12 protein-coding genes are annotated in these 16,684 nt (G+C 51.1%); 4 read left to right on the forward strand and 8 right to left on the reverse strand.

Translation table 11 applies throughout. The annotated features are described in order from the left end of the window. Positions 1-9: 9 nt before the first annotated feature. The 6 genes from PLA01S_RS02330 to PLA01S_RS02355 form a co-directional block, all read right to left on the reverse strand. The gene (locus PLA01S_RS02330) at positions 10-960 is read right to left on the reverse strand and encodes a carbamate kinase family protein (protein ID WP_127589876.1); all 951 of its coding nucleotides are present in this window, start codon (positions 958-960) and stop codon (positions 10-12) included. Positions 961-1,011: 51 nt separating this feature from the next. Continuing rightward, on the reverse strand, positions 1,012-2,373 hold the full coding sequence (locus PLA01S_RS02335) for a tetratricopeptide repeat protein (protein ID WP_127589877.1): 1,362 nt from the start codon (positions 2,371-2,373) through the stop codon (positions 1,012-1,014). A 60-nt stretch (positions 2,374-2,433) separates the two neighbouring features. Further along, positions 2,434-3,975 carry a xanthine permease gene (locus PLA01S_RS32355; protein ID WP_127589878.1) on the reverse strand — a complete coding sequence of 514 codons (1,542 nt, stop codon included), beginning with the start codon at positions 3,973-3,975 and terminating at the stop codon, positions 2,434-2,436. 87 nt (positions 3,976-4,062) lie between these two features. Next, on the reverse strand, positions 4,063-5,493 hold the full coding sequence (locus PLA01S_RS02345) for a YlbE family protein (protein WP_127589879.1): 1,431 nt from the start codon (positions 5,491-5,493) through the stop codon (positions 4,063-4,065). Position 5,494: 1 nt separating this feature from the next. After that, positions 5,495-7,039, reverse strand: coding sequence for an acyl-CoA synthetase FdrA (fdrA, locus tag PLA01S_RS02350; protein WP_127589880.1), 1,545 nt, complete (start codon positions 7,037-7,039; stop codon positions 5,495-5,497). Then, the gene (locus PLA01S_RS02355) at positions 7,021-8,022 is read right to left on the reverse strand and encodes an oxamate carbamoyltransferase subunit AllH family protein (protein ID WP_503826089.1); all 1,002 of its coding nucleotides are present in this window, start codon (positions 8,020-8,022) and stop codon (positions 7,021-7,023) included. The genes fdrA and PLA01S_RS02355 overlap by 19 nt, the downstream gene beginning before the upstream one ends. Before the next feature lie 296 nt (positions 8,023-8,318). Here PLA01S_RS02355 and PLA01S_RS02360 point away from each other — a divergent pair, with 296 nt between their 5' ends. Beyond that, a complete protein-coding gene (locus tag PLA01S_RS02360) occupies positions 8,319-10,013 on the forward strand; it encodes a PucR family transcriptional regulator (protein ID WP_127589882.1) in 1,695 nt (564 codons plus the stop codon). 101 nt (positions 10,014-10,114) lie between these two features. Beyond that, on the forward strand, positions 10,115-10,375 hold the full coding sequence (locus tag PLA01S_RS02365) for a helix-turn-helix domain-containing protein (RefSeq protein WP_127589883.1): 261 nt from the start codon (positions 10,115-10,117) through the stop codon (positions 10,373-10,375). 128 nt (positions 10,376-10,503) lie between these two features. Here the strand turns inward: PLA01S_RS02365 and PLA01S_RS31840 are convergent, their stop codons facing one another. After that, a complete protein-coding gene (locus tag PLA01S_RS31840; protein ID WP_164817264.1) occupies positions 10,504-10,668 on the reverse strand; it encodes a hypothetical protein in 165 nt (54 codons plus the stop codon). Positions 10,669-11,460: 792 nt separating this feature from the next. Here PLA01S_RS31840 and PLA01S_RS02370 point away from each other — a divergent pair. Together PLA01S_RS02370 and PLA01S_RS02375 are read left to right on the forward strand one after the other, a co-directional pair. Continuing rightward, positions 11,461-14,142, forward strand: coding sequence for a beta-glucosidase H (locus PLA01S_RS02370; protein ID WP_127589884.1), 2,682 nt, complete (start codon positions 11,461-11,463; stop codon positions 14,140-14,142). A gap of 129 nt (positions 14,143-14,271) precedes the next feature. Further along, the gene (locus PLA01S_RS02375; RefSeq protein WP_127590091.1) at positions 14,272-15,786 is read left to right on the forward strand and encodes a glycoside hydrolase family 30 protein; all 1,515 of its coding nucleotides are present in this window, start codon (positions 14,272-14,274) and stop codon (positions 15,784-15,786) included. 365 nt (positions 15,787-16,151) lie between these two features. On the opposite strand, the gene PLA01S_RS02380 is transcribed toward PLA01S_RS02375, so the two are convergent. After that, the gene (locus PLA01S_RS02380) at positions 16,152-16,661 is read right to left on the reverse strand and encodes a DUF4241 domain-containing protein (protein WP_127589885.1); all 510 of its coding nucleotides are present in this window, start codon (positions 16,659-16,661) and stop codon (positions 16,152-16,154) included. Positions 16,662-16,684 lie beyond the last annotated feature (23 nt).

A 16,684-nucleotide genomic window follows, 5' to 3' on the forward strand; every position in this document is an offset into this window, starting at 1 on the left:
GGCTTACCGCTAGCTCACAATATGCGTTCCGGCCTGTTTCCTGATGGCATCGCTTAAGCTTTCCGGGTTCGTAATGATGACTCTGCGTCCCGGTTTCTTTAGAAAATTGAGACTCGCCTCAATTTTGGGAAGCATGCTGCCTTTTGGGAAATGTCCCTCGTTCACATACTGTTTAATCTCTTCAACGGTGACCTCTTCGAGCGCCTTCTGATCCGGCGTACCGAAATTCACGAATACTTGGGGCACGCCCGTTGTGATAATCAACGTTTCGGCATCCACCTGCTCTGCCAACAAGCTCGTGGCGAAGTCCTTATCGATCACCGCATCGATGCCTTCGTAGATATGGTCCTTCGTCTTGATGACAGGAATACCTCCTCCGCCGACGGCAATAACGATACAGCCGGACTCAATCAGCGATCGGATGGCATCCTTCTCGACAATATCAATGGGCGCAGGTGAAGGAACAACCCTTCGATATCCGCGGCCCGAATCCTCAATCATCACCCACTCGGGATGCTCGCGCTTCAATTCCTCGGCTTGCTCCAGGGAGAAGAAGGAGCCCACCGGTTTGGAAGGATCCCGGAAATTACGGTCGGCTTCGCTGACCTCAACCTGTGTAATGATGGTCGCTACTTTTTTCGTGATGTTGCGGTGGATAAACTCATTTGTTAACGCCTGTTGAATTTGGTAGCCGATGCCACCCTGCGTGTCCGCCACGCAATTCACTAGCGGAACGGCGTTCATGCCGATGACCTCGGAAGCAACCTCGCTCCTTCTCAGCTCGAACCCAACCTGCGGCCCGTTTCCGTGCGTAACGACCACGTTGACGCCTGCTTGCACCATATCCGCAATGTTGGCTGCAATTTCGCATACCGCTTCATACTGATCCTTAATCGACTCGCGGCCATTATCCTTGACTAACGAATTACCGCCAATGGCTACAACTACAAATTTATCCATGACTAACTAACCTCCTGGTCGATCAGCCGATGACTCTGGCTGAGTGATCCTCTATAGACAAGCCGTTATTTTTTCTTTCAAGCTCTTGGCTCTACCATGATCCGGATGAATAGCCTGTGCTTGTTCAATCAACCTCATGGCCTGATCCGGCTGATTAAGCGCTAACAGGCTGCTGGCTTTCTCGCAGTAATAATCCGCATGAGCCGGACCGCATTGAATTGCTTGATCCATCGCTTCGATCGCTGCCGCATAGTTACCAAGCAAATTCAGGGATTGCCCCTTATGGTAATGATATAGCGCATTGGTGCGGTCATGCGTAATTGCATTGTCTATCGTATCCGCAGCCTCTTGGTGCTTACCCAGCGATCTCAAGCTGTTCGCCTTGTGGAAGGAAAAATCATAACGCCAAGGCTGCCGGGCTAACAGCTGATCCATCACGATGACGGCTTCCTCGTGCCTGCCCAGTTCTCTTAAATAATTGGATTTATGATAGCGGTAGAACATCTCCTCCGGCTTCCGCTCAATCGCTTTATCAAATTCGGCAATGGCTTCTTCCGGACGTTTCATCATCCGATAAGCATTGGCGGTATAGAAATAGAAGTCGAGATCGCCGGGATCAAGCGACAGGGCTTGATTGTAAGCAGCCAGAGCCTCATCATAACGTCCTAATTCTCCGGAACAGTAACCTTTGTAATAGTAGAGGTCGGCAGGATTCCCCTCTTTCCCCAGCGCATTGTCTATGATCGAGATGGCTTCCTCGTACTTCTCTGCCTTCGCCAGCTCTTTCGCTCGTTGGATGCTGTCCGGGATAATTACGCTTTGTTTGTTCAGAATCTTTATTACCTTATGCTGCTTCATCTCTGCGGCATGCTGGAGAGATGACTTTCCGTCCCGATCCTTCAGGTGCACGTCGGCCCCTGCTTCAACCAGAAGCTGAATGATATCGGAGTACAGCCGGCCCCCGTTTCCAAGAATGACAGCCTCCAGCAGGGCGGACCAACCTAGATTATTCACATGATTAACGGCAACGCCTGCTTCCAGGCAAATCTGAACGGTTCTTAAATATCCCTTTTCGCTTGACGGCAGCAGCGTTGTACCACCAAACCGGTTCACGCTTGTGATATCCGCTCCTCCGTGAATAGTCAGCCGCAGGATTTCATGAAAACCGTTAGCTCCTGCACACAGGTATGGAGTTAACATGGTGATGTCTCTTGCATTCACGTCACTGCCGGCTTCGATTAGCTTTTTGGCAAGGGAGACATGGTTTTTCTGTGTTGCAGCAATTAGAGCCGTCCGGCCCTGGCTGTCCTTGTGATGAACATCGGCACCACGCTCCAATAACTGCTCAACCGCAGCCAAGTCTCCCCGGTCGCATGCCAGAATGAGTTCGCCATTCATCGCTTCCGCATTCATCGAGTGACCTCCTCATTTTATGTTTTCAATCCTTATTTTGCGGACCTGCGTATTCCGGCATTACTCTGACTGCAGTTGGTTTGCCGGATCGCGTAGATCGGAAAAATGCTTATAAACAAACAGCGCTGCAACCATCAGGTATGCGTAGACGAACGGCATCAGTGCATCTTGGGCAAATCCTACCATAGGCGCATGGATAATGCCGAACAGGGATAGGACGGCTGCGATGGCCGCGAACACGGCAGCCCGTAGCGGCTTATTCAGGATGGCGAAGATGGCAATTGAGCCCCAGATCAAACTGCTGAGCGGTGCGCCGTTCCCCAGATGATTCAGACCGTTATAATAAACGCCTTTGCTTAACAACAAATCGATGCCAACCTTGGAAGCCGTCGTCTCGGCGGCGTTAAAGATGTTATTGGCAAGCGTTAAAGCCCAGTTGGCGATCCAAGGGAATAAAGTGATGAAGATAACGGGCACTTCATTCTTAGGCGTCTCACGGACAACCTGATTGGCCGTGACCACGCCGACATAGACCAGGATCGGTACAATCGCGACAACCGGAATGATGGACAGGAGCAGCGCTCCTATTCCAAAAAGCGAAATGATTAGCATGGCAAAGCCGGATGCAATCGTATACCCAAGGCCCGCGCCGATGGATTTCCAGCCGGCGTGCCCGATGTACACGGTAACCGGGAACGGGTTGCCCGTGAATGCGCCGATGCTGGAAGCCACGCCGTTTGTCAGCATGACGTTCCGGGTGTTGTAATGATCACCCGCCGCATGCGCGCTTTCGATATTTTCCAGATCGAAAATATAATTGGCGAGCCCCAAAGGTATAGCCGATGCCAAGTATGGCAGCGCATGAGGGATTCCCTGGAACAGGCTTGTAATGTGAACTTCAGGCGGGTTAAAGCCCAGCGTGGACAGCGCAGCCGTAATCGCCTCCGGATTCTGCAATCCGAAGACCCAAGCCAGGACGGTGCCGGCAATGAGCAGCAGAAAGCCGGTCGGGATTTTTTTGAATATCGGGGATTTACCGAACCAGTTGATAAAGATGATGACCAGTACGATAAAAGCGACAATCGGTGTTTCGAATGATTGCAGCATCGGGTTCATGGCAAGCAGCAGCAATCCAAGGCCGGACAAACAGGACAAGAGTACGGTTCTTGGAATTACTTTTCGGAGCAAATCGCCCAAGAAGGAACCTGCAACCAGGATCATGGCTTCGAAGAAGCACCATACGAGACCGATCTGGAGCGCAAACGTTGCATCATTGGTCTGTCGGAATACCGGAATCAGCACCAGAAAAGTAACGGTAAATATCGATGGGGCACTCGGACCTGACGGCAGCGCGGTAATATCACTGCGGCCCGTTTTCTTTGCCAGCCTATATCCAAACCAACCGTAAGCCATGCTTGCGATAAAGATAGCGAATCCGAAGGCAGGCACTACTCTTCCGTAGACCATATCTTCCGGAAAACCTACAACAAAAATCAAAAGTGAAATCATGGTCAGCAGATTGGTTAGATTATTGGCAAGCAAGCCGAAAAACGCAGCCCAATCTCCTTTTTTCCATAACATTTTCATGAGTACCTGATCCATATAAATGCCTCCTTAGATCATTACACTTATAGAACTAGCACTTCAGGTACCCTTCAGGCATTAACGCATGCCTGAAGGGCCACCATTCTATGACTGAATGCGCTGGCTAAGAGCTAGTAACGCCTGTTCAAAACAATCCACCGGAGGATGCGTGATACCCGCTCCAATCATTCCGATTCCCGGGTCTTTATGCGCGATGGCCGTGTTGATGACAGGCATGATGCCGGTTTGGACCACTTTGCGAATATCAATGCCCGTTGGAATGCCGCTGAAGTTCAATAAAGGAATCGTGACGTTCGGATTTTCCGTGGTCGTAATCTCCTTCATCTTGACTGAATAATTCATGGCTTCATCCACGGTTCCGCCGACAAGCGCCACAATCGCCGGAGCAGTTGCCATCGCAAATCCGCCGATACCGTAGGTTTCCGTGATCGCGCTGTCGCCAATATCAAGGCCTGAATCCTCCGGCTTATAACCTGCGAACATGGGACCAACCACCTTTTGCGCTGGTCCGGTGAACCAGGTATTGCCTGGCATGCCGCTGACGCGAATGCCGAATTCGACGCCGTTGCGGGCCATGGTGGTCACGATGGTGCTGTATTCAATCCCATGCGCCGCATCCAGCGCGCATTTACAGAGCGCCATCCAGGTCGGGCCGGAGAAGTAATCGCTGCTTGCCACAAAATCAAAGACCTCAATTTGCTGCTCGGTAGGGAAGTCCGTCCGCAGAATGAGCGGCGTTAACGCTTGGATTAACAGCGTCGTGCCGGCATTGTTGCGGTTATGGCATTCATCTCCCATATGAAGCGCCTGTGACAGCATAAGGCGAAGGTCGATGCCATTCTCGGAGAACTTCATGGCATCCCGGAGCATCGGGCCAAGCACGTCTCTCATCCAGTTCAGACGGGCGATGACCGTTTCGTCATTGGCGCCCATCCGTAGTATTTTGGACAGCTGCTCGCTCAGATTTGTGTACGCGATATTGCCGTATGTCCGGTTCTCCACAATGTGCATGAACATGGAGGCTGAGGTTACCCCCGCCATCGAGCCTACGCAGTTATGCTCATGGCATGGCGAGAATGTGATTTCCCCCGATGCCGCAAGTTCCGCCGCTTCATCCAGATTGCTGGCCAAGCCTTCGAAGACCAGTGCACCTGTCACCGCGCCCTTCATCGGACCGCTCATTCGCTCCCACGTAATAGGCGGACCTGCGTGCAGGATCGTCTTTTTGGTCATGCCCGGCACGACATGAATCGCCTGATCGAAACCGATCAATACCGGCTGGGAGTTGATGATCCGCTCCACGGCCAGCTTGTTCGCCGCTTCGATTTTCTCCTGAACGTCCGGCTGATCCAGCTTGTCAAGCAGTGCGATCACTTCTGGCTTGCCGCCGCCCGGCGGTTTCCATTCCAGGTGGGAGACCTTCCCTTTTTGCTTCAAAATATCGTCTTTAAACATTTCCAGACCCACATTGATTACATGAAGCTCGCTGTTAAATAACTCGTTGATTCTGCTCATGTCATACTCCTTTCTCGACGAAGCCTCTGGCGAGAAGCCCCGTGTTCGTACTGCTGCTGGCATAAGTAACTCCGGCAGATACCAGTTTATTTAACTGCTCTTCTACAGACGGCGTATCGAGATCCGTTCCCAGTACATAGCCGATAATCTCCAGATGCCTTCCTTCTTGTTCGGCCGCCTGCTTGGCTTCCACGATCGCCGGGAGCATGACCCCGACCGGATCCCCGTGCGCTCCATATCCAAGAACGAAATCCATTACGATAACGCCAACCGACGGATCTTTAGCTTCCTGCTTGAATCTGGCAATCCGGGAAGAAGGATCGATCATCGGGTGAGGCTTGCCGTTGGTGAACTCGTCATCCCCAAAATCGATAAACGTGTGGCCCTGGCTCACATGGATATCCTGCAGGCGATACTTCGGATCCTTCGGAATGTTGCTGTACACATCCTCGTATTGCTCCATCGCCAGGTACATGGCTTCGTCGCACAGCGTTCCGCCGCAGAATAATCCACGGATGTATTTTTGCTCCGGCGTCAGCTTGGCCTTGATCTCCTCGATGAGAGGCAGGTTCAGCGGATGCTTATCGATGGTACTCTCGTCTACGCCTGACAGGATAACGGCTTTCAACGCCGCTTCTTTCGTTGTTTTGGCAAAATGTCCGCCGGCGTTCACGACTGCTTCTTCCGTTCCGCCGATAAAACACACCACGACAGGCTTGCTCATGTTCTTGATCTCGGCAAGCACCTTCTCCTCCACGCTCTTGGCCGGCGGCTTCGAGATCAGGACAATGACCTTGGTTGCTTCGTCTTGGTTAAGCGCCCTCATGCCGTCCAGCATCATCATGCCGCCAACCCGTTCGCTTAAATCGCGTCCACCCGTGCCGATCAGCTGGGAGATTCCGCCACCAAAATCATGAACCCGAACGCTGACCTCCTGGCTTCCCGTGCCGGATGCGCCAACGATCCCGATGCTTCCTGGTCGCACTTGATTCGCAAAGCACAGCCCCACGCCTCCGATGATAGCCGTGCCACAGTCCGGTCCCATCATGAGCAAACCACGCTCATGCGCCATATTCTTGAGCTCTATCTCCTCTTCCACGCTGACATTATCGCTGAACAGCATGACGTGGAGATCATTCTCCAGTGCCTTTCTGGCTTCTCTGGCTGCGAACAGTCCGTTTACAGAAATGACGGCCAGCTTGGCTGAAGGAAGATTTCTCGCGGCTGAGTCGATCGTCGGGAACGTGAGTTCACTGTTTCCTGCCTCGCTTCCCTTGCTGTTAAATAGGGCTTCGACGCCTTCGTAAGCGCTTTCTACGAATTCCTCAGAGACCGCTTTAATGACGATCATCAGATCGCTTCCCTTGGCTTCCTCCAGCTCCGGGGTCATGAGACCGACATTGGCCAGTACTTCCTTGTTCATCTGCGTTCCCATTGCGATAAAGGCCTGATCCACGCCTTCCAATTGATTCGCTTTGGTTGACAGTGACATCAATGAAACGGAATCAAAGTACGTATTCTTTTTAATCACAATTTTAGTCGACATGCTTTACCTCCCATTTCTAGCTTCAAGCCATTCACGAGCCCGAGCGCGATATCCGTTCCTGATGTAGAACCGATATCGAGTACCCTGGATAAGCTAGATATAACTTCAGTCTTACTGCCATGGATCATATGGTGCATGAACTCTCCAATGGATTCCCTTACCTGGCCGCTTGCGGCTTTCTTTAAAGCCATATAGCTAATCGGATTGCTCCTATCAGCCGATGCTGCCACAACTTGCTCGCACACATGGCGGATCTGGAACAGCGGACCATTCGTTAGATTCATAACGGTAAACAATCCGACCAAGAAATCGTCGCCCGACGGAGTCAGACCCGGACCCAAGCCTATTAGTTGAATTGCATAATGAGTAGCAAGACTGACCTCGCCTTTGGATAGCGCTTCAAGAAGTCCCGTCGAGCGCTCCCTCAGCAACCTCTCCATTTCCTGATCAAAAGGGTTTACGGTCTCAGCCGATCGCTTCATCCCGCCGGCCTTGCCGTGAATCTCAATAAATGAAGCCGCTGCAGCTGCATTGCTCCTTAGGATTCCCTCGTCATCCGGATATGACGGAAGCTTGCTCCTCCATACGCGGACGTCCCGCAGCGTAAGGACAAACGCCTTCCCGACGTATAGTCGATCGTGCTCCGCATAGACCCGGTCTCCAACGACCAGCCCCCGGTTGGAAAAGCTGCCCATGTCCGTGATCAGCGTATTCGGAGCATTGTCTACCTGGCGATTGGCAATCGTGTATAATTCATCGTTCGTCCGGCATTGCAGGTTCACCGTTCGGTCAAAAATACTGTGTACGTACCCATCCCATTTCAAGCTGCTCATGTATTGAAGAAACTCCGCGTCGCACGAGATGGCGGCGCTTACAATAGAAACGGACTCCGTCTTCGCTATCTTCCCGTAACTTCCCGTTTTATCGCCTCCTTCACTAACGAATGGGCAGGTAACGCCCTGCGTCAGGCTATCCCTTTGAATGCTTCATTCACCTTGAAACCGCTATGCATTCGGTTGTAGATAAAGGAATTTAAATGCTATACTGAATTCAAATTCAGCCGGTATATAAACGTCGAACATATAACAGGTGAATGACCTTCCATAGCCAAAAGGATGTTTTGTGAATTATATCACAGTTAAAGTTGCAAACCGCTCCTGACACCCTTATTGTAATCCAGGGATATGCTCCGGTCATTGTACAGCGAAACTAAAAACATGCCGTATTTGCTGTGCACATTGCACAATGAAGATCGAAAAACAAAGGTGGGTGTTAAAGAATGCTAACCATCAGGGACATCCTTCAGATCAAAGCGATCGAGGGCATTAAGCTCGTTGCAGGCACAGCAGGAATCGATCACCAAATATCCATTGTGAATATTATTGAGAACCCGGACGTATTCGATTGGCTGGCTTCGAACGAGCTGCTCTTATCCACCGGATATATTTTTAAAGATAGCGAAGAGCTGCAAAACCGAGTCATTCATGAATTGGCCGCGAACAATTGCGCGGGACTGTGTATCAAAATGAAACGCTATTTTGACCGAATTCCGCAAAACATGATCGATCTGGCGAACAAGTATGGGCTTCCGCTGCTGGAGCTCCCTTTTGAATACACGCTGTCCAAGGTGATCGCGATCATTAATGAGAAGACCAATGCCGATTATGACGCGCTGAATCGCAGATCGCTTGATCTGCATAATGCGCTGTTCAAAATTCCGCTGGAAGGGGGCGGCATCGAACAAATTTCGGCGGAGCTAGCCGACATCGTCCATAATCCGATCCTGATTCTCGATCGGGATTGGAATCTGCTCTGTTATACAGATCATCCGGATAATAAGACGCCGCTGCATGAGTTCTTGTCGCTCCAGAAGAACAGGCCCATCTTCCCGTCCGAGTTTACCGAGGCTATCCCGACATACGTAAGCGAAATCAAGAAATCGATCCAGCGCGACTACGATCACAAGCATCAAACCTTTAAATGCCGCATCATGCCGATCTCCGTGTCCAGCCATGTGTACGGATACATCGTCATCTTCCAAACTGTTCGCAAGCTGACCGAAGTCGATAATTTGGCGTTAGAGCACGGCTCTACCATTCTTGCCCTCGATCGCATGAAGGCGAAAGAGCTGGAGGAAGTCAAGCTCAAAATCCGGCATGATTTCTTTGACGACCTGCTGTCCGGCAGCATCACCTCAACCGAGACGCTGCATTCGCAGTCGGATTTGCATGGGCTGAATATCAACTATACCTATTACTGCATGGTTGTCCATATCGAACCGACCATGCTGGACAACTACAAGGACATCGTGTACCGCAAATACGAGCTGGAGCATATGGTGAAGAAGTGCGTCAATTTGATCCACGGCTTGTCCAGCAAAGCCAAGGGGGAGCTTACGTGTTACTACCGAAGCCAGCAGATCATCATATTAGTCGGGAAGAACGAGCATAAACCTCCGGTGACGGTCCATGAAACGAAGGCCTTCGCGAATGAACTGGTCGAGCTATTGACCCGAGAAATGAAGAAAACACAGTTTCTAATCGGCATCGGCAGCCAGTATAAAACCTTCTCTTCCCTGCATCGAAGTTTCTTCGAAGCCCAGGAAGCCATGCGATTGATGCAGCGATTTAAAGACATACGGATCATCTCCCATTTTGAGGACTATGCCGTCTATCATTTTCTTGATTCCAATATCAAGCCTGCCGAGATGGAGGAGTTCTTCCACAATACGCTTGGCGTGATCCATCACCATGACCAAACGTTCAACACCAGCTTCATCTCCACGCTGGAATACTATTTCATGCACAACCAGAACGTGACGGAAGCGGCCAAGGCGATGTTCATCCACCGCAACACCTTTATCTATCGCATCGACAAAATCAAAGAGCTGTTGAATTCCAACTTAAAAAACGCGGACGAGCTATTCCAGATTCAATTGGCGCTCACGCTCTATCGGCTGCTGAATAAAGGGTAGTCCACTCCATGAAGAGTTGCTACTTCTGGCCAATGCGGACGATGCACTGATGGTCCGAGCAGCGGAATGGATCTACCAGAACGCGTATCCCCCCTTCAGCCATGAGGGCGCTGTCGGATTCGCTGAGCCTCATCCCCGTCCAGTTTACGCGCCGGCTCCGGAAATCGTACCGCATCGCCCCTTCGGATTTCGTCCGTTCCTTGCGCATCGGCAAGGTGGCCGAGCTGTTGCTGGACACCGAGATGACACTGGATCAAATCGCCACCTGCTGCGGATATGAGAACGGCTTGTACCTCAGCCGGGTCTTCTCCAAGAACATGGGCGTGAGTCCGTCCAAATACCGCGAACAGAATCGGTTATAACGCATAACGCATTCGGCCCGGACAGCCAGGCAGCAGTGAGGCGCTTGGTGAATTTGGCAACCTAAGGACAAGCGCCTCGCCGTTCCTGCACGCTCTAACCCTCTTGTTCATCCAAATGCTTGATGCAGTCATAAAGCGAATACGTCCATGCGACGCCGTCCATGCGACGCCGTCCAGGCGATGGTCGTCACGGATGTATTGCGCAACTTGACGCCCGTTGACTCATCGCACATCAGTTCCTTTAACGTCTGGCCCAGAAAATAGCCGTGTCGACTGCTTAGGCTTTGTATCATTCTTTCATGGATTTAACGTATAAAAAAAGCTCATTCCTAACTCATGTTCAAGTTAGAATGAGCCTTTTCATGTCGGTTCTCTCAAATGAATATAATCGTGACACCCCTCATCCATATTCATTTTAGTTTTCATTCTTCTAAATATAATAGGATTCAGGTTCCGTCGAAAATGCTGAATGCATTTTCTCCATCCTTTTCATTCCATTTTCTGAAATATATATATAATTTTCTGAAATAAATCAGACCTATTTTTCTAAGACAAGAGACCGACATCCACTTTGCCAGACTAAAGCGGACGAGGTCAATTCAAGAGGAATGGGGCCTAATTATTAACGTTTTTGTAATCTTTATACCCAAATTTATGACACTGCTGTCATTTATAAAGGAATAATATCCAGGAAATGGTCGGTGCACTTTTTCAAAAAGTACGATAGTCTAATTGCCGAGATGCTAACCAGTTCACCCAAGAAGGGATGCCGCGGATCAATCGGATGGACACCCGGTCTTGCTTATCCTTATATCCAGCAACCCCCAATACAGGTTGACGGGGCACCAGCACCTTAGATCATTCAGCATGTTACAGCCACCATCAACAGGTGAAGGCTGCTGGCTATTCTCCATTATCCAACTTATCACATCGGAGAACATTTAATTTAGGATGTCAAGGCCGGGCAAGGGATCTCAATTTTTACGCCCCTCTGATCACTTAATATCAAGCGACCAGGAATGTATCTGAGTACATAGCACGGCGTATGCAGGGGCAAACGCTAAATTAAGGAGGAGTTTATACCATTGAAGCTAAAATCTCGATTATTCTCTAAACTAGTTGCACTTACCGTTATAGGTGCCATCGCTGCCGCTCCGCTGCAGATTGTAAGCGCAGAATCGAATGACGGCGGATCGCGTCCGTGGATGGATACCTCTCAATCCGCTGAGAAACGTACAGAGCTTTTGCTTGACGCCATGACGCTTTCCGAGAAAATTGATTTTGTTACCGGCAACGTCAATAACAATTACGGGTTTTATAACGCCCCTATTGAACGACTTGGCATTCCCGCGCTGACCATGGCCGACGGGCCAACCGGCGTGCGGGTCGCCAATCCGGATATTCAGGATAAAAAATCGACGGCTCTCCCTACTCCGATTGCGCTGGCCGCAACCTGGAACACGAAAACCGCCTCGGAGTACGGGGACCTGGTGGGCAATGAATCCTTCAACACCACCCATAACGTCCTGCTCGGCCCGGGATTCGATATTGCCCGTCTGCCTTGGGGTTCCCGGAATTTTGAATCCATGGGCGAAGATCCTTTGCTTCAGTCGAAGATGGGCGTTGCTTATGTCAATGCGGTTCAAAAATACCCGGTTATCGCGACAGCCAAGCATTATCTGTTGAACAACCAGGAGACCGAGCGTTTCACGGTGAACTCGATCGCAAGTGAACGCGCGATGCAGGAAGTATACCTGCGTCCATTCGCCGCAGCCATCGAGAAAGCCAGCCTGGGTTCGGCCATGTGCTCCTTTAACGAGATCAACGGCACACCGGCCTGTGAAAATAAAGACGCTTTGACCACGATGCTCAGAGACCAGCTGAACTTTAATGGTTTCGTCATGAGTGACTACGGTGCCAACTTGAGCACGGCTCCTTCCGCCAACGCGGGCCTCGACTTGGAAACACCCGGAGACCCTTACGGATTTTGGGGTTCTAAGCTCATGAACGCCGTTCAAAAGGGCGAAGTTAGTGAAGACGTCATTGACGAGAAGGTAAGTAACATTCTGTTCCAGATGTTTGACAAAGGGCTTTTTGATCACCCTGCGGTAAATAAGCAGATTCCGGCAGCTGAGCACGGCGCGAAAGCGCAGCAAATTGCCGAAGAAAGCATGGTGCTTCTGCAAAACAAGGACAAGGCACTGCCGCTGAAAGCAGGCAGTCTGAAATCCATTGCTGTTATCGGTCCGGATGCGGACAACTACGCAACGGTTGGCGGCAGTTCGCTTGTGAAGCCGACTTATACGGTAAGCCCGCTGGAGGCCATCCGCAAACGTGCCGGAAGCGGCGTTGAAGTAAATTACGCAGCCGGTACCGATCCGATTTCCACAGCGGATATTATGAATGGGCCATCGGCCATTCCATCTTCGCTGCTGAGCCCCGTTGATGAGAACGGTAATGTGATTAAAGGTGAGCATGGACTTCGCGCGGAATATTTCATTAACACGAATCTTGAAGGCCAACCTTCCGTTGTACGCACGGATGGTCAAGTAAACATGAACCTTGGTTTTTATAACTATGACGGATTAAACGGACAGTCCTCTAAACTGACTCCCGTCCCTGGCGATTTGAACGGCAGAATGTCGGCACGCTGGACTGGCGCGATTGCGGCTCCGCAGGACGGCGAATATACCCTTTCGCTCTCGAGCTTCGGCTCCAGCAAGCTGTATTTTGACGGCAAGCTTCTGATCGACAATAAAGGGGAGAAAGTGGCTACCGAGAAAGCGGCGGTGCAGCTGAAAGCCGGCGAAAGCCACAACGTGCGCATTGAATACCGCACGGATTGGACAGATGGCGACAGCGATTTTGGCGGACTGGTCCGCTTCGGCTGGGAAGCTCCGGAAGAGGTGACCGATTCGAAGATGCAGAAGGCGGTTGATCTTGCGGACAAATCCGACGTTGCCGTCGTGGTGACGCGCACCTATGAAAGCGAAGGCTACATTGACCGATCCGACCTGGATCTTCCGAATAACCAGGAACAATTGATCAAGAAGGTGGCTGCGGCCAACCCGAATACGATTGTGGTTCAAATGAGCGGCAGAGCCGTGCAGATGGACGGCTGGAAAGATGACGTTAAATCCATTGTGCAAGCCTGGTATGCCGGGCAGGAACAGGGCGACGCCATCGCCAGCGTGCTATTCGGCGACGTGAATCCATCCGGTAAACTGCCGGTAACTTTCCCTGTCGACGAGCGTTCCACTCCAGTATCGGATGAAAAGCAGTTCCCTGGGGTAAACGGAGACGCGAATTACTCCGAAGACATTTACGTAGGATATAAGGGTCATGAGAAAGAAGGCATCAAACCGGCGTTTGCGTTTGGGCACGGTCTTTCTTACACGAACTTTGATTATAAAAACCTGAAGACGAAAGCCAAAGGCACCGGGCAGGACTCTACGATTGAAGTCTCGCTTAACCTCCGGAATACCGGAGCTGTAACCGGCGCCGAGGTTGTACAGGTCTATACCGGGAAACTCCCAACTAGCGTAGATACACCGTCCAAACAGCTGGCCGGCTTTGCCAAAATCGAGCTTAAACCAGGCAAACAGCAGCGCGTAACGGTTGAACTCGATCCTAAGGCCTTCTCTTATTGGGATGAAAATAAAAAGGCCTGGGTCATGCCTTCCGGAAAAGTGCCGATTTATGTGGGCAGTGCCTCCGACGACATTCGTCTTACAGGCAGCGTCACCGTTAAAGGCTCCGGCAAGTAAATCATACGACTCATTCTATATTTCAGCCTGGGGCGTTGTTCGCCCCGGGACTTTTTGTTTAGGAGAAAGGAGGAACGGAAAATGGAAGACAAGAACGAAGCCGGCACCAAGCTCCATTCGGACAGAGCGATGAAACCGGAAAACGCACAGCGGCGCAAATGGATCCTGCTAAGCGCACTGCTGGTTCTCACCTTGCTGTTCTACTCCTTGGCCGTCCCGTCCGGGACGGGAAGCGAAACTTCTGCCGAGGTATGGCTAACGACGGGGGACCAGACCAACCTTTTAACCAAAAAGGCGCCGGTCGTATTCACGAACCAAGAGTCAAGCGAGGAAAAGCTCACCGTCAAGGTGAGTCCGGAGGTCCGATATCAAACCATGGACGGTTTTGGCGCAGCGATTACCGGCTCATCAGCCTATCTGATCAACCATAAAATGACCGAAGCTCAGCGGAGCTCCCTTCTTGGCGACTTGTTTACGGAAGACGGCATCCGCCTCAGCTTTGTCCGACATACGATCGGCGCTTCCGATTTTTCCGTGGACGAAAACGGCCAACCGAGCAGCTATACGTATGATGATATAGAATCGGGAACGGATTACGGTCTGGAGCATTTCTCCATAGACAAGGATGCGGATGTGGTCTCCCTGCTGCAAAACATGCTGAAGAACAATCATGCGGTCAAAATACTGGGCACCCCCTGGACCGCCCCGCCGTGGATGAAATATGGAGAGAACACCTACAACGGCTGGTATCTGGATTACACCAATCCCAAGGTTTATGCCGCCTATGCGGATTATTTCGTGAAATATATTCAAGCGTATGAGGCAAAAGGAATTCCGATTTATGGCCTGACGATTCAAAACGAGCCGGCGTTCACGTCCCCGGACTACCCAAGTATGAGCATGGGAGCCGAGGAACAGGCCAGGTTCATCCGGGATTATCTCGGCCCCGCCTTTATCCAGCAAGGGATCGGGACTAAAATTATCGCTTTCGACCACAATTGGAAGCTTGGCGAAGCGTACGCCGGAAAAGTGCTTGGAGACAGCGTGGCCGCTTCTTACATCGACGGGACTGCGTACCATTGTTATGAAGGTTCACCGGAGGCCATGTCGGCCGTTCAAAGTGATTTTCCGGACAAAAACATCTATTTCACGGAATGCAGCGGCGGACAATGGAGCCCGGACTTTGGCGATAACTTGAGCTGGCAAATGAGCAATCTTATCATGGGTGCGCCGCGCAACGCTGCCAAAACCGTTCTGTTCTGGAACCTGGCCCTTGACCCGGATGGGGGCCCGACCAACGGGGGCTGCGAGGACTGTCGTGGTGTGGTTACGGTGAATCCGGCAACGGGAGACGTGGAGAAAAACGTGGAGTATTACGCCCTCGGGCATGCCAGCAAATTTGTGGATTCCGGTGCTGTCCGGATCGCATCCACCCGTTACGAGGGGAAATTGGAAACCGTGGCTTATGAGAATCCCGACGGCTCTCTCGTTCTGATCGCCGCCAATCCGGGAACCGCGGAGCTGACCTTTAGCGCGGAATGGAACGGGAGATCTTTCTCCTACAGCCTGCCTCGCAAAAGCGCTGTCACTTTTAAATGGCTGCCGGGTTCCGGCAGCCATGACTTTATTAATAGTAAACTATAAAGACATTGCAGCATCAAGATTCTCACCATTAACTTCATCTAGCATTTCAATGCTATATCCCCGATCTGCCAGCTGATCTGCGGTTTCATTCTCTTTCTTATAACCGTGGGAGTCGAATCCGCGACGTCTGCGGCGAATTTCTCCTGGGTATCGGCATCAAAGATCATTTTGCCTCCCCAAACCGCCGTGTCGACGACCTCCTTTCATGCTCCAGTATGGTTCAGAAGCCCCAATCAGCTTTGCCTCTTGTTCAGTGACAGCCTCAGTTTTAGCAGCACAGTGTATCCCTACACTAAAGCAGCCATAAAAGGGTTACCTTCTATGGCTGTTTGCGCTTGCTCATATTTCGTTTCACTGACACTCAACTAGCTCTTAATAAACACAATTTTTACGCCAACCACCTGATCCTGCTCATTCACGGCCTTATACACGCCGTAAGCACCATCGCCTATACCGGTACGAGATACGACGCCTCCATCCAGGACACCCGCTTCTTCCCCGCTATCGGTGATGTCGCAGCAGGCATAATACCATTCCGTATCCGAGCTGTCCGATGTCGAATCCGCGTCAGGAATACGGTACTTTTGAATATCAAAAATCCCAGCCTGCCCGCTGTCCACCCCAGCCACGAAAGGACACTTGATCCACTCCAGGAATGCCCCTTGTTCAGCAACGGATTGATGGTAAGCCGTTAGCTTGGCGTTGGCTTCCCCCCAATTCGGGATCTCTACCTTTTCCACTTCCGAGACCCACATTCCATTCAATGCTGGCTCCACCACACCCATAATGATGATGCTCGTATCTAATTCATAACACGGATCCGCGACAACCAATTGTCCGGAATTCACTTCAAAATGGTCCAGTTGAATGATCAATGAAGATACCTCCAATAACTGCG

The organism is Paenibacillus lautus NBRC 15380, assembly GCF_004000945.1.
GTDB classification, from domain to species: domain Bacteria; phylum Bacillota; class Bacilli; order Paenibacillales; family Paenibacillaceae; genus Paenibacillus_AQ; species Paenibacillus_AQ lautus.

Excerpts from the sequence above, each read along its gene's own strand:
- PLA01S_RS02330 (WP_127589876.1), bottom strand. The coding sequence starts at position 960 with ATGGATAAATTTGTAGTTGTAGCCATTGGCGGTAATTCGTTAGTCAAG.
- PLA01S_RS02335 (WP_127589877.1), bottom strand. The coding sequence starts at position 2,373 with ATGAATGCGGAAGCGATGAATGGCGAACTCATTCTGGCATGCGACCGG.
- PLA01S_RS32355 (WP_127589878.1), bottom strand. The coding sequence starts at position 3,975 with ATGGATCAGGTACTCATGAAAATGTTATGGAAAAAAGGAGATTGGGCT.
- PLA01S_RS02345 (WP_127589879.1), bottom strand. The coding sequence starts at position 5,493 with ATGAGCAGAATCAACGAGTTATTTAACAGCGAGCTTCATGTAATCAAT.
- fdrA (WP_127589880.1), bottom strand. The coding sequence starts at position 7,039 with ATGTCGACTAAAATTGTGATTAAAAAGAATACGTACTTTGATTCCGTT.
- PLA01S_RS02360 (WP_127589882.1), top strand. The coding sequence starts at position 8,319 with ATGCTAACCATCAGGGACATCCTTCAGATCAAAGCGATCGAGGGCATT.
- PLA01S_RS02365 (WP_127589883.1), top strand. The coding sequence starts at position 10,115 with ATGAGGGCGCTGTCGGATTCGCTGAGCCTCATCCCCGTCCAGTTTACG.
- PLA01S_RS31840 (WP_164817264.1), bottom strand. The coding sequence starts at position 10,668 with ATGATACAAAGCCTAAGCAGTCGACACGGCTATTTTCTGGGCCAGACG.
- PLA01S_RS02375 (WP_127590091.1), top strand. The coding sequence starts at position 14,272 with ATGAAACCGGAAAACGCACAGCGGCGCAAATGGATCCTGCTAAGCGCA.